Raw genomic sequence first — 13,657 nt, 5'->3', positions numbered from 1 at the left:
GCTCACTGCATCGTGATGCCGCTTTCCTTGATGAGTTTTGCCCACTGGGGCATTTCGGTTTCCAGGCGCGTGCGCGCCTGGGCGGGCGACGACGGCGTGGCCTCGAAGCCTTCGCGTGTCATGCGGTCCACCATCGCGGGCGATGCCAGCACGTGGACCAGCGTTTCGTTCAGCTTGTCGATGACCGGCTTGGGCGTATTCGCCGGGGCGAACACCATGAACCAGGTCTCGAAGGCATAGCCCGGCAATCCGGCTTCGGCGATGGTGGGTACGTCCGGCATCAGGGGCGAACGCTTGCTTCCGGTGACGCCCAGCGCGCGCACCTTGCCGGCCTCGACCTGCCCGCGCGCGGCGGACAGGACCGGGAAACACAGCTGGACCTGTCCGCCGATCGTATCGATCAGGGCCGGTCCGCCGCCACGATAGGGAATGTGGACGATATCCACGCCGGCCACGGAGGTGAACAGCGCCGCCGCCATATGGAAGGTGCTGCCGGGACCGGCGGAGGCGTAGCTGAGCTTGCCCGGTTCGCGCTTCGCCAGATCGACCAGTTCCCTGACGCTCTTGGCCGGTACCTGGTCGTTGACGACGAGCACGTGCTGCGACGACGCCACCATGCCGATGGGCGCGAGGTCCTTCAATGTGTCGTAGGGCATGCTGGAGAACAACGCGGGATTGATCGCCAGCGAGACCGACTGCACGCCGATGGTGTAGCCGTCGGCCGCGGCTTTCGACACGGCATCCACGCCGACATTGCCGCCGGCGCCGCCCCGGTTTTCGATCACGATGGGACGGCCCAGTGCCCTGGCCCATTCGTCGCTGATCATGCGCGCGACGATGTCGACGCTTCCGCCCGGGGCGTAGGGGACGATCAGCTTGACCGGACGTTCCGGATATTGCGCCGCGGCCGATGCGCAGATGAACAATGAGGAAATCAGGGCGAGAAAGCGACGGCTGAACATGGTTTGTCTCCCGTTGTGGTTTCTTGTGTGCTTGAATGTTAATAGTGAATTAATCTCTTATAGTGTCATCCAGATTAGTTGTTCATTTCTTCTGAGTTAACAATGAGCGCGCTTTCGGACCTGGAGTTTTTCTCCCTCGTCGCCAAACACAGCAACCTGCGGGAAGTCGCGCAGCACCTGGGAATCACACCCCCCGCCGTCAGCAAGCGCCTGGCGGCGCTGGAGCGGCGGCTGGGGGTGCGCCTTCTGCAACGCACGACCCGGCGCGCCAGCCTGACGCCGGAAGGAGAAACCTATCTGGTCGAAGGCGCCAGGGTGCTGGAGGACCTGGAAGCGCTGGAGCGCAAGGTCGCCGGCGCGCGGGCGATGCCGCGCGGAATCCTGCGCGTGGTGAGCACCTTGGGATTCGGCCGCCGGCACGTCGCGCCTGCCCTGTCGGCCTTCGCGCGGCGCTATCCCGAAGTCGAAGTCCAGCTGACGCTGACGGACCGGCCCGTGAACATGATCGAACAGGGTTACGACCTGCAGGTTCGCGTCGGCGAGCTGCCCGATTCGACGTTGACGGCCAGGCTACTGGCCCATAACCGCCGCGTGCTGGGCGCGGCCAGGACCTACCTGGCCAGGCACGGCCAGCCTGCCAGCCCGCGCGAGCTGGCGCGGCACGCCTGCCTGTTCATACAGGAAAGCGACGAGACCTTCGGTACCTGGCACCTGCGGTCGGGCGCGCATGCGGAAACCGTAAAGGTCCGTGGCCCACTCGCCTGCAACGATGGGGAATGCGTCGTGGGCTGGGCGCTGGACGGACACGGCATCCTGATGCGCTCGCTATGGGAGATCGCCCCTTTGCTGCGATCCGGCAGGCTGCGGCGCATCCTGCCCAAATGGGATCCGCCGCCCGCGGATATCTATGCGGTTTTTCCCACGCGCAGCCATCTTTCCGCGAAGACCCGCGCCCTCGTCGATTTTCTGATGGAGGCTTTCGAACCGCACCGCCGCGATCTGGATGGACAGTGGTAGCACGGCCAACCATCGCCTTGCGGCTTGCCCGCCGGGCCAGAACGAATGGCCCGCCCTACACGATTCGAACGTGTGACCGCTCGCTTAGAAGGCGAGTGCTCTATCCAACTGAGCTAAGGGCGGCAAGGCCGGCAGGTTCCTGAACAGGCTGCCAGGATGGCGGCGCGGCGAATTTTACCTTGTCCGCGCGCGCGTTTGTCCGGGCGCGCGAATAGCCGCGGCACTCAGGCCATATGTGTAATCCATTGCCTGAGGCCAGTAACCAAGTCGTACTTCGCGGCTGCCCCCTGGAGGCAGCGCGGGCGAGCCACCACACCGCATGCTGAGGTCGCAGGCGCCGCGCCTCCATTACAAGCTGTTTCAACGTCGTGCGGGCGCGATGCTAGAGTGCGACGTCCTGCATCCGGCCCTACACGACCATGCCTCGCACTACTACCGTACACAAGCGCCTTGGGCGGCCATTGGGAGGGCTTGCCGCCATGCTGTCTGCCGCCGCGGCCTGCACCGCGCATGCCGGCATCAGCTACAAGCTGGATCGCGCCAGCGCCGCCCCGGGAACCACCGTCCATGTCCAGGCCGTCTATTTCAACGACGGCGATGCCGGAGGGCGCTGGAAGCCACCCGCCAAGCTGGTACTGCAATGGCGCTCGGCCTCGGGTGCCGTGGTGCGCAGCCTGGCCAACGCCGACAGCGCCGAACTGGACATCAACGTGCCGGTCAACAACTTTGCCCGCATGTCATGGACCGCGGTCGTACCGGCCACCGCCACCGGCCTGCAGGCCGTTTCCATCGAGGGCGAACCGGCGATGATGGCTTTGGATGCCAGCGGCATCGGCGCCATCGCCAGCAGGCCGGCCGATGTGCCCGTCGTGGATGCGCGTACCGGCAAGGCCCTGCCCGCGGCGGAAGTCCAGGCCACCGGCGTGTCGCCGCAGGCGGGACCGGCGCCCACCGATGTGGCGGTCGCAGCAAGCCCGGCCTCCACCGGAAATCCCGCCTTCGATCGCCTGCGCGCGGGCCTGTCGGAGTATGAACCCACGTATTTCGACCTGCGCACGCGCGACCGCACCACGGCGAAATTCCAGTTCAGCTTCAAGTACAAGCTGTTCACGCCCGACCGCGGCGAGCAGCCCGGCTTCCTCGACCACCTCTACCTGGCCTACACGCAGACCTCAGTCTGGGATTTGCAGGGCGACTCCCGCCCCTTCATCGATACCACCTTCAATCCCAGCCTGTTCTGGCAGTCGGACAAGATGTGGCAGTCGAAGCACAACGACTGGAGCCTGGGCATGGCCAGCGGCGTGGAGCACGCCTCCAACGGCAAGGCCGGCGATGATTCGCGTTCGGTGAACGATGCCTTCGTACAGCCGGCCCTGAACTATCGCTTCGAGGGCGGCAGCACCTTGACGTTCGCCCCGCGCATCAAGGGTTATTTCGCGCTGGGCGACCAGAACCGCGACTACACGGACTACACGGGCTGGGTGGATTACCACTTGCGCTGGGCGCAGGACAACGGCCTGGTCGCATCGCTGATGTATCGGCAGGGCGACAGCGCGCGGCGCACGGCGCAGCTGGATCTGGCATGGCCGCTGAAGCGCACCTTCCTGAACATGAACGGCTATCTGCACCTGCAGTACTTCAACGGCTACGGCGACACCTTGCTGGGCTATAACCAGCGGCAAAGCTCGCAGATCGGCATCGGTTTGTCGCTCGTGCCCTGAAGCAGGCCGGCAGGCCGCGGCGATCCCCTCGCAGCCGGGAATCGCACGGCGCCCCGTTTACTCGCCGACGGGCGTATGCGCGGCCAGGCCGCCGCGCAGTTCCAGATCCGGCATGCGCCGCACCACCAGCAGCGACAGCAGCGCGATCGCCGCGCCAAAGGCGAAGATATCGCGGAAGGTCGACGCCACGCCGTCCATCAGCACGCGCCGGGCCGCCTCCGGCAGTTGCGACAGTACGTCGCTGCCATGGCGCAGCGCGCCCAGGTCGATCTGCTGCGTGATGCCCGCCGCCGTCAGCGACGCGGCGAAACCCAGGCCCAGCAAGGTGCCGGCCAATGCGCTGCCGAAGGCGCTGCCCATGGAGCGCAGCACCAGCACCGAGCCGGTGCCCGCGCCGATATCGCGCGGATCCAGCGCGTTCTGCACCACCATGATGGTGCCCACCATGCAGGAACCCAGCCCCACGCCGGTCAACAGCGTGGCGGCCAGGACGAAGACCAGCGACACGCCCGCGCCCATGAAGGCCAACAGGCACAGGCCGATGGCGCCGCCGATGAAGCCGGCCGACAAGATGCCGCGCATGCGGCCCGTACGCCGCGCCAGATTGCTGCTGATGATGTTGCCCAGCACGTTGGACAGCAGGAACGGCGTGACGAACAGGCCGGATTCCGATGCGCTGGTGCCGCGCACCAGCTGGAAGTACAGCGGCAGCGCGAAAATGCACAGGAAAATCCCCAGCGCCCCCAGCGAAGACGCCGCGATGCCGCAGACGAAAGTGCGATTGCGGAACATGCGCGGCGGCAGCAGCGGATCGGCCGCGCGCCGCTCCTGCCACACCAGCGCGGCCAGCGTAAGGGCGCTCAGCGCCAGCAGTCCCATGATCTCCGGCGAGAACCAGCCGTAGCTGCTGCCCCCCCAACTGAGCGCCAGCAGGCAGGACACAATGGTGGCTGCCAGCAGCAGCGAACCGACGAGATCCAGGCGGACCTTGCCGCCGCGCGGCTTCAGCATGCGCAGCCCGCGATTGCAGGAATACATGGCGAACAGGCCCAGCGGCACGTTCAGCCAGAACAGCCAGCGCCACGACAGATGCTCGGACACATAGCCGCCCACCAGCGGTCCCGCGATCGAGGCCACGCCCCAGACCGCCGCCAGGTAGCCCTGGTAGCGGCCGCGTTGGCGCGGCGCCACGACGTCGGCGATGGCGGCCTGCGCCAGGGACATCAGGCCGCCGCCGCCCAGCCCCTGCAGCGTGCGGAACAGGATCAACTGGTTCAGCGTCTGCGCCAGCGCGCACATCACCGAGGTGACGACGAAAAGGCCGATGGAAATCGTCAGCAGTTGCCGGCGTCCGTAAATGTCGGACAGCTTGCCGTAGATGGGCGTGGTGACCGTGGCCGCGATCAGATAGGCCGCGACGATCCACGACAAGTGCCCGAAGCCGTTCAGGTCCGCCGCGATGGCGGGCACGGCGGGGATCACCACCGTCTGGTCCAGGGCGGCCAGCAGGATGCACAGCACAATGCCGCCGATCACGCGCATGATCTCGCGGTGGGTCAAGCTGGCGGAGGTAGAAGAGGCGGGAGGTGAAGCGGAAGCGAGGGTGCCGGGAGGCGTAGACATGATGCTGCGACGGAGGATGGCGGCGAAAGGCAAGGCCGCAAAATGGGGACGGCGTTGAAGTCTTATATAAGTTATATATATTAATATATATACCGCGCCGCACCATGCGCCGCCATGGCGGGAGCAGGGTTTCAAGGGCGCACGCAGGTCAATGAAGGCGATCCCCGTGCCATGACTTCAGGCCGGGCTTGCTTGCGCGCCCCCGGCCTTCGCAACCCGGGCTTCATGCCGCCGGCTTCGGTGGCGCCCTGCCTTCGCCCTGCCCTGCCCTACCTTCGCGCTGCCCAGACTTCGCGCTGTCCCGCTCAGGCCCCTTTCAGCGCCGCCAGTGTTTCGTGGATGATCGCCAACGTGGCCTCGCGTTCGGCGCCCGTCAGGGGCAGGCGCGGTTCGCGCACGGTTTCGGCATACCCGGCGGTGATGTTTTCCGCCAGCTTGATGTACTGCACCAGCTTGACGTGCGTATCCAGGTGGAACAGCTTGATCAGCTTGCGATACAGCAAACGCGCATTCTCGTAATCGCCCTTGACCGCCAGATCGAGGAGTTGCACGGACTCCTTGGGCAGCGCGTTGGCCATGCCCGATACCCAGCCCTTCACACCCAGCGCAACGCTTTCGAGCACCAGGTCGTCCACGCCGCAGAACACCGTGTAGCGGTCGCCCAGCTGCGCGTAGATGTCGGTCACGCGCGTCGTGTCGTAGGTCTCTTCCTTGACGCAGGCCAGCGTCGGCTCGTCGGCCAGTTGCGCCAGCAATTGCGGCGTCATGTCGACGCCATAGCCGCGCGGATTGTTGTAGATCATGATGGGCAGGCCGCTGGCGCGCGCGACGCCGCGGTAGAACGCCATGGTTTCGGCCGCATCCGACTTGTACGTCAGCGCCGGAAAAACCATCAGGCCATCCACGCCGATGCGTTCGGCCTCTTTGGCATAGCGCGCGGCGGCCGCGGTCGTGGTTTCGGCCAGTCCCGACACGATGGGCACGCGCCCCTTGACGGTTTCCATGGCGATGCGCAGGACCGTCAGTTTTTCCTCGGGCGCCAGCGATGCGTTCTCGCCCACCATGCCCATCATCACCACGCCGCCCACGCCGTTGGCGATCAACCGTTCCAGGCCCGCCGCGATCGCGTCATGGTCCAGGGATTGATCCGCCTTCATCTTCGTGGTCACGGCGGGAAAGACACCAGCCCAATTTACTTTCATGATTTCAGTCCAGGATAAAAGAATGAAGATACCCCGGCGGCGCGCGCGGCCCATGCCCGCGCAGGACGCCGGGACCCAAGCCTTAGCGCAGGTGCACGGGTTTGCCCGCTTTCATCACCATGGCCAGGTGCTCGCCCTGGCCGCACAACAGGGAAATATCGGCAACCGGGTCGCCATCGACGATCAGCAGGTCGGCGAACGCATCCGGCGCAACGATGCCCAGCTTGTTCTTCTGTCCGACGATGTCGGCCCCGACTTCGGTCGCCTGGCAGATCACCTCGAAATTTCCCAATACCTGCGATCGGATACGCAGTTCGTCGCTCTGGAAGGTATGCATTTCGCCCAGCAGGTCCGAGCCCAGGCCCATGCGCACGCCATGGCGCTTGAAAATCTCCAGGGATTGCAGGCCTTGCAGGCGCACGTCGTCGATCTTGGCCACGGCTTCCGGCGGCACGCCATATTGCGCGCCCACCTTGTGCAAAGCCTCGTAGGTGACCAGAGTGGGTACCGCATACGCGCCGTGTTCGGCCATCGCGGCCGCGGCGTCGTCGTCGACCAGGTTGCCGTGCTCGATGGTCCGCACGCCCAGTTGGACGGCGCGCGCGATCGCCTTGCCCGTGTACGCGTGCGCCATGACGTAGGTCTGGTGCGAGGCGGCTTCTTCCACGATGGCGGCGACCTCGTCGCGCGAGTACTGCAGGTTGCCGATGGGATCGGTGGGCGAAGCCACGCCGCCGGACGCCATGATCTTGATATGCGTGGCGCCCGCCCGCATCTCCTCGCGTACCGCCTTGCGCACGGCGTCCACGCCATCGACCACCCGCGCGATGGCACCCAGGTTGCGGTGGCAGGGACAGGGGTCCGGATCGCTCAGGTCGATGCGTTCGCGGAAGTCGCCATGGCCGCCCGTCTGCGAGAGCGCCTTGCCGGCGATGAACAGGCGCGGGCCGTCGATCAGGCCATCCTCCACCGCGCGACGCAAGGCGTAATCGGCGCCCCCCGCATCGCGGACGGTGGTGAAGCCACGCCGCAACATGGCCGCCAGGATGGGCACGGCGCGCAACGTGGCGAAAGCAGCCGGCATGCGTGCATTGGTGCCCAGGTTGGCCATCGACGCCACCACGTGGACGTGGCAATCGATCATGCCCGGCATCAGGGTACGGCCGGCGACATCGATGACCTGGTCGTCGCTGCCGGCCTGTACCGGCCGGGGCGAGACCTCGCGGATGCGATCCCCCTCCACCACGACATCGTAGCGACCGTCGTCGTCCTTGTGATGCGCGTCCAGTACGCGGGCGTTCTTCAGAATCAGCATAGCGGGTTCGCCTTTTGGAAACGGGTAATCGAGTAAGGCCGCAGGTCGACGCCGGTATCCTCGCCGGCCAGCAGGGCGCCGACAATGGCGCCCGTGGTCGCTGCCTGCGTCAATCCCAGATGCCCATGGCCGAAGGCATACAGCAGGCGCTCCGAGACGCGCGAGGGCCCGATGACGGGCAGCGAGTCCGGCGTGGCGGGCCGATGCCCCATCCAGCGTCGCGCATCGCGCTCGTCCATTCCCGGCAGATACCTGCGCGCCAGGGCCAGCAGCGCGTCGCTGCGGCGGTAATTGGGCGGCGCCTGCAGCCCCGCGAATTCGGCAGCGCCGCCGATGCGCAGGCCGATCGCCAGCGGTGTCGCCACGAACTTGCGTTCCGCGAAGATGACTTCCCGGTCCAGCATCCCGGCCGCAGCGGGCAGTGTGGTGTTGTACCCGCGCTCGCTTTCGAGCAGGACGCGGTCGCCGGCCGAACGCGCCAGCGCGCCGGACCACGCGCCCGCCGCCACCAGCAGGCGATCGCCCGCGTGGCGCCTGCCGTCACGGTCCACGGCCGCGGGGCGCAGCGGATCGTCGAGGGATAGCGCCGTAACGTCGGCGGCGACCAGCCTGCCACCGTCGCCGCGGATGCGCTCGCGCAGCGCGCGAACGATATTCAGCGGGTCGTCCACGTGGGCCCAGTCCTCCAGCATGATGGCATGGCGAAACACCGGCGCCAGCGCGGGTTCCAGTTGGCGCAGCGCATCCATGGACACGGCAGACCAGCGCACGCCCAATTCGCGCTTCCAGGCCCACTCATGCGCGTCGGCGGCGAAGGCGGCATCGGATTCGTAGACGGTCAGCGCGCCACGCCGATGCAGTTGGCCCGACAGGCCCACGTCGTCGAGCATGGGCAGCAGGTCGCCCATCGCGCGTTCGTTCAGCGCCGCCAGCGCCCGCGAGATGCGGCGGAAATGATCGGGGCGCCCGACCTGGTTGAAGACCCGCAGCCAGGGCAAAAGGCGCGGCGCATGGCGCAAACGGATGGCCAGCGGTCCCAAGGGGTCCAGCAGCCAGCGCGCGGCCTTCAGGCTGAAGCCGGACACGGCGATGGGGGTCGATTCGCTGACCGCGATGCCGCCCGCGTTGCCATGCGAGGCGCGGTCGCCTTCGAAGTCCCTGTCCAGCAGGGTGACACGCCAACCCAGCCGCTGCGCGCGCCGCGCGCAGGCCAGGCCGACCACCCCGGCGCCGACCACCACAAGCTCCGTCATGCTATATCCGTGCTACGCATCGTGTTTGCCCAGGAAAAGATCCGCCGCCCGGGTGTCGTGCAAGAGTTCCGTTGCCGCGCCTTCCATCGCGACTACACCCTGGTCGATGATGTATCCGCGCTGGCTGACCGCCAGCGATTGGCGCGCGCGCTGTTCCACCATCAGGACGGTGGTGCCCGCGGCCGGCAGACCGCGCACGTAGGCGAAGATTTCCTCTACACGCGCGGGCGATAGCGCGGCCGTGGGCTCGTCCAGCAGCAGGATATCCGGCTCGCGCATCAGCGCGCGGGCGAAAGCCAGCTGCTGGCGCTCGCCGCCGGACAGGGTGCCGGCCGCGCGGCGGCGATGGCGCACCAGCGCGGGAAACATCTGGTACATCGCGTCGGCGCGTTCGCGCGGGCGTTTCACCCCCTGCACCACCAGCAGGTTTTCCTGCACGGTCAGCGAGGCGAATACGTTGGCGACCTGCGGCACGTAGCCGATGCCGCATTCCAGCCGCGATTCGACGCTCAGGCCCGCGACGTCGCGCTCGCGCAGCACGACCTGGCCGGCGGTGCGCGGCAACAGCCCCATCACGGCCTTGATGATGGTGGACTTGCCGGCGCCGTTGGTGCCGGCGATGGTCACGATTTCGCCGGGCAGCACGTGCAGCGATATGCCCTTCAGGACATCGGCGTCGCCGTAACCGCCGCGCAGATCCGACAAGCGCAGGACGGGCTTCATATCGCCGCTCCCATATAGGCTGCGCGCACGTGCGGCTCCGACAGCACCTGGTCCGGCTCGCCATGCGCCAGCAGGCGTCCGCCGTCCAGGACGTACAGGTCGCCGACCAGGCGGTTCAGCGCCATCAGGTTGTGTTCGATGATAAGAAAGCCGATGCCGCGTTCGGCATTGATTTCGCGTATGCGCTGCGAGATCTCTTCGATCAGGACGGGGTTTACGCCCGCATAGGGTTCGTCGAGCAGGATGAACTTCGGCTCCGACATCAGCGCGCGGCCGAGCTCCAGCAACTTCTTCTGGCCGCCGGACAGGCCGCCGGCCGGCTTGTCCGCCACCGCGTTCAACCTGAGGAAGTCCAGGATATGCTGCGCGCGGGCGGCGATCTCGGCCTCGGCGCGGCGCACGCGGCCAGGGGCGAAGAACAGCGGCAGCAGCGATTCCCCCGGCTGGTCGCGTGGGCCCACCATCAGGTTCTGCCGCACCGTCAGGTGCGTGAACTCGCGCGGGATCTGGAACGTGCGCCCCAGCCCCATGCGGGCACGCGCGGCGGGATCGGCCTTGCGCAGCACCGTGCCGTCGAAGCTGACCTCGCCGGCGGATGGCCGCAGAAAACCGCTGAGTACCGCGAACAAGGTGCTTTTGCCGGCCCCGTTGGGGCCGATCATCCCATGCAGCCCGTCCAGGCTCATGGACAGCGTCACGCCGTCCAGCACCTGGAAATCGCCGTAGGACAGCGAAATGCCGTTCGTCGCCAGGCGCGTCATCGCGCGCCCCTCGCGCCGAACAAGCCCTGTGGCCGCCAACGCATGAAGAGAATCAGGACCAGCCCCACCACGCCCAATTGCACGCTGCCCATGTCGGCGTCCGACACGCCGGGAATAATGCCGCGCGTGAATCTCACGCCTTCCAGGAACAGCACCAGCAGCACGGCGCCCGCCACGCTGCCCGACAGGCGCGCCACGCCGCCCATGATGATGGCCATCCACACGTAGAAGGTGATCAGCGGCACGAACTGGTCGGGCACGATGTAGGTCATGTAGTGCGCGAAGTAGGCGCCCGCCAGGCCCGATAGCGCGGCGCCCAGCATCAATACCTGGGTCTTGAAGCGCGCGGGCTCCTTGCCCAGCACGCGCACGGCCGTTTCGTCGTCGCGCACCGCCTGTATCGTCCGCCCGTACGGACTATGCGTGACCCGGCGCAGTACCGCCACGGCGGCAGCGATGGACAGCGCCAGCACGGCCAGCAGCAGGGTGTCGCTGAAGCGCGCGTCGCCCCAGCCGGCTCCCAGCCGCGGCACGCCCGGAATCCCCTGCACGCCGTTGGTCAGCCATTGTTCCTGCACCAGCACCAGGCGCACGATTTCGGAAAATCCCAATGTGACGATGGCCAGGTAGTCGTCGCGCAGCCGCAAGGCCACGCGTCCCAGGGGCCAGGCCAACAGGGCGGCGGCGATCATCGCCGCCGGAAAGGACAGCAGCGGGCTCCATCCCGCTTTCATCGTCAGCAGCGCCGACGCATAGGCGCCGATGCCGAAGAAGCCGGCCAGCCCGAAATTGATCAGGCCGGTAAAACCGTATTGCAGGTCCAGTGCCAGCGCCAGCAGCATGTAGATGCCCATGATCACCAGGATGGACAGCATGTAGCTCATCATCAGCGCACCCCCACCGGCCGGTTGAACAGCCCCTGCGGACGCAGCAGCAGCACGAGCATCATGAAGACGTAGCCCAGCGCGATCTTGTAGACGAAGCCGACGGCGGGCGTGGACAGTTCCTGCAGCACGCCCAGCAGCAGCGCGCCCATGACGGCCCCCACGGGGTTGCCCAGGCCTCCCACCACCGCCGCGGCGAAAGCAGGCAACAGCAGGTTCCAGCCCGCGTCGGGATAGACCACCGTGCGCATGCCGGTGACCGTACCGGCGATGCCGCACACCATCCCGGCGATCGCCCACATGGCCAGCATGCAGCGCTCGCGCCGGATGCCGCTGACCCGCGCCAGGTCCGGATCGTCGGCGATGGCACGCAGCGAACGGCCCAGCGGCGTGGCATAGAGCATGATGAATACCACGGCCAGTGTCAGCAGCGTCAGCGCTGCCAGACTGAGGTCGGCCGGCGCGATCGACACGTCGCCGAAGCGCCAGGCGCGCTCCAGCGGCATATCGAAGGCGCGCGGATCGTGGCCGAACGCCACGCCCAGCGCGGCGCGGATGACGAAGCCCACGCCGATGGAGGTCAAAAGCAGCGTAATGACCGAGCGGCGGATGACGGGCCGGAACGCCAGGACGAAGGCCAGCACCGACGCGACCGCGCCGCCGGCCGCGCCCGCCAGGCCGGCCACCACCAGCGACCCGGTCAGGTGGTGGGCGGCCAGGCCCGCATAACCGCCCACGGCGACGATGTCGCCGGTCGCCGCGTTCGGAAAGCGGGCCAGCCCGTAGACCAGCGTCAGCGCCAGGGCCGGCAAGGCGATGATCAGCCCTTCCACCAGGCCGTTGATGACCAGGTTGATGTAATCGGCGTAGGACACGCGGCCGCCTTACAGCTTGACGACGTACTTGCGCACCAGTTTGCCGTTCTCCACGAAGGAAGCGGCGAAGTCCGGGGTGACATCGTTGTACTGGTCGAAATTCAGCGCACTGGAAGCGCCGACATAGGTGATGCGCTTGCCGGCCTCCAGCAGCTTCTTGCCGTCCGCGAAGGTGTACACCTTTTCGCCGCCGGGCGTGCCCATTTCATGCATCTTTTTGGCCAGTTCCGGGCCCGTCGCCTTCGGCCCCAGCGCCTGTACCGCCAACGCCAGGATGACGGCCTGGTCGTAGGCCATCGGCGCATAGACATTGGCCGAGACATCCACCCCCTCCTTGCCCAGCGCGTCGCGCACGTGGGCATAGTTGGGGGCGTTTTCATTGCTGACCGATTCCACCGAAATGATGCCTTCGGTCACCTTCGGTCCCAGCGCCTTGATCAGGTCCGGGTTGGCTGCCCAGCCGGGAATGATCCAGTGCGTATCGATACCGGTCTGGTACCACTCGCGCAGCAGGATGGTGGTGTCGGCCAGATAGGATCCGGTCACGATCACATCCGGCTTGGCGCGCAGCACCGACTGCAATTCCGAGCGATAGGAAGGCCGGTTCGGTTCGTAGACCACGCTGGCCACGACCTTGCCGCCGGCGGCCTTCCATGCCTGCGTAAAGCCTTCGGTATTGCCGATGCCCGATGCATTGTTGAATGCCATGGTCGCGGGGTGCTTGAAGCCCTGGCGTTCGGCGATCTTGGCGAATGCCTGGCCGAAGCGCCCGTTGGTCGCCTGGAAACGGAAACCCAGCCGTTTGGGATTGGCTTCCGCGCTCAGCGCGGGGGCGCCCGAGGCGTGCATCAGCGGAATGTCGGCCTCGTTCGTCAGCGGGATGACGGCCAGCGACTCGCCGGAACTCCAGCACCCCAGGATCGCGTGGACCTTATCGACCTCGATCATTTTCTTGGCACCGGTCACGGCGGCCTGCGGTGCGGTCTGGGTATCCTCCACCACGACGCGGAATTGCGCACCCTGCGCGCCGCCCGCGGCATTGATCTCCTTGGCGGCCAGCTGGATGGCCTTGACCATGCCGGGCCCGTAAGGCGCCCCCGAACCCGTGAGCGGGCTGAGCGCGCCGACGACGAAGTCGGACGCCTGCGCCACGGTGGGCAGGGTGAAACTGCTGGCCACGGCGGCGACCAGGGCTGCGGCGACGAAATGACGGCGATTCATGGGACGATCTCTCCAAGGGCACGAATGGCGCGAGCCGCACGCCTGGCGGGCCGTCCCACAGCGGCTGGCGCGTGGGACGACGCATGCATTGATTGGATCC

The 13,657-nt window shown here is 66.9% G+C and carries 12 protein-coding genes and 1 tRNA gene; 2 read left to right on the top strand and 11 right to left on the bottom strand.

Annotated elements, in window-relative coordinates; translation table 11 throughout:
• Positions 1-2 precede the first annotated feature (2 nt).
• A complete protein-coding gene (locus tag ACO1P8_RS01375; RefSeq protein WP_486294145.1) occupies positions 3-962 on the bottom strand; it encodes a tripartite tricarboxylate transporter substrate binding protein in 960 nt (319 codons plus the stop codon).
• A gap of 102 nt (positions 963-1,064) precedes the next feature.
• Between ACO1P8_RS01375 and ACO1P8_RS01370 the strand changes: the two genes are divergently transcribed.
• Complete coding sequence (locus tag ACO1P8_RS01370) at positions 1,065-1,979, top strand: LysR family transcriptional regulator (protein ID WP_486294144.1); 915 nt, start codon at positions 1,065-1,067, stop codon at positions 1,977-1,979.
• 46 nt (positions 1,980-2,025) lie between these two features.
• Here ACO1P8_RS01370 and ACO1P8_RS01365 read toward each other — a convergent pair.
• Positions 2,026-2,102 (bottom strand) — tRNA-Arg (locus ACO1P8_RS01365).
• Positions 2,103-2,398: 296 nt separating this feature from the next.
• On the opposite strand from ACO1P8_RS01365, the gene ACO1P8_RS01360 reads away from it, so the two are divergent.
• Positions 2,399-3,700: a phospholipase A gene (locus ACO1P8_RS01360; RefSeq protein ID WP_486294143.1), complete on the top strand. Its 1,302-nt coding sequence runs from the start codon at positions 2,399-2,401 to the stop codon at positions 3,698-3,700.
• A gap of 57 nt (positions 3,701-3,757) precedes the next feature.
• On the opposite strand, the gene ACO1P8_RS01355 is transcribed toward ACO1P8_RS01360, so the two are convergent.
• The 9 genes from ACO1P8_RS01355 to ACO1P8_RS01315 form a co-directional block, all read right to left on the bottom strand.
• Entirely contained in the window at positions 3,758-5,242 is a 1,485-nt protein-coding gene (locus ACO1P8_RS01355) for an MDR family MFS transporter (protein WP_486294338.1), read from the bottom strand.
• A gap of 386 nt (positions 5,243-5,628) precedes the next feature.
• Positions 5,629-6,525, bottom strand: coding sequence for a dihydrodipicolinate synthase family protein (locus ACO1P8_RS01350; RefSeq protein WP_486294142.1), 897 nt, complete (start codon positions 6,523-6,525; stop codon positions 5,629-5,631).
• An 82-nt stretch (positions 6,526-6,607) separates the two neighbouring features.
• Positions 6,608-7,840: a metal-dependent hydrolase family protein gene (locus ACO1P8_RS01345; RefSeq protein WP_486294141.1), complete on the bottom strand. Its 1,233-nt coding sequence runs from the start codon at positions 7,838-7,840 to the stop codon at positions 6,608-6,610.
• Positions 7,834-9,093, bottom strand: a complete 1,260-nt coding sequence (locus ACO1P8_RS01340; protein ID WP_486294140.1) for an NAD(P)/FAD-dependent oxidoreductase — start codon at positions 9,091-9,093, stop codon at positions 7,834-7,836. Before ACO1P8_RS01340 ends, ACO1P8_RS01345 begins: the two co-directional genes overlap by 7 nt.
• A gap of 12 nt (positions 9,094-9,105) precedes the next feature.
• The gene (locus tag ACO1P8_RS01335; RefSeq protein WP_486294139.1) at positions 9,106-9,816 is read right to left on the bottom strand and encodes an ABC transporter ATP-binding protein; all 711 of its coding nucleotides are present in this window, start codon (positions 9,814-9,816) and stop codon (positions 9,106-9,108) included.
• A complete protein-coding gene (locus ACO1P8_RS01330; protein ID WP_486294138.1) occupies positions 9,813-10,577 on the bottom strand; it encodes an ABC transporter ATP-binding protein in 765 nt (254 codons plus the stop codon). The genes ACO1P8_RS01335 and ACO1P8_RS01330 overlap by 4 nt, the downstream gene beginning before the upstream one ends.
• Entirely contained in the window at positions 10,574-11,464 is an 891-nt protein-coding gene (locus tag ACO1P8_RS01325) for a branched-chain amino acid ABC transporter permease (RefSeq protein ID WP_486294137.1), read from the bottom strand. The genes ACO1P8_RS01330 and ACO1P8_RS01325 overlap by 4 nt, the downstream gene beginning before the upstream one ends.
• The gene (locus tag ACO1P8_RS01320; protein ID WP_486294136.1) at positions 11,464-12,336 is read right to left on the bottom strand and encodes a branched-chain amino acid ABC transporter permease; all 873 of its coding nucleotides are present in this window, start codon (positions 12,334-12,336) and stop codon (positions 11,464-11,466) included. The genes ACO1P8_RS01325 and ACO1P8_RS01320 overlap by 1 nt, the downstream gene beginning before the upstream one ends.
• Positions 12,337-12,345: 9 nt before the next feature.
• Positions 12,346-13,557: an ABC transporter substrate-binding protein gene (locus ACO1P8_RS01315; RefSeq protein WP_486294135.1), complete on the bottom strand. Its 1,212-nt coding sequence runs from the start codon at positions 13,555-13,557 to the stop codon at positions 12,346-12,348.
• Positions 13,558-13,657: the final 100 nt, after the last annotated feature.

The organism is Bordetella sp. (genome assembly GCF_057362025.1).
The sequence above is the reverse complement of the archived record's forward strand: the minus strand, read 5'-3'. Positions and strand labels throughout refer to the sequence as shown.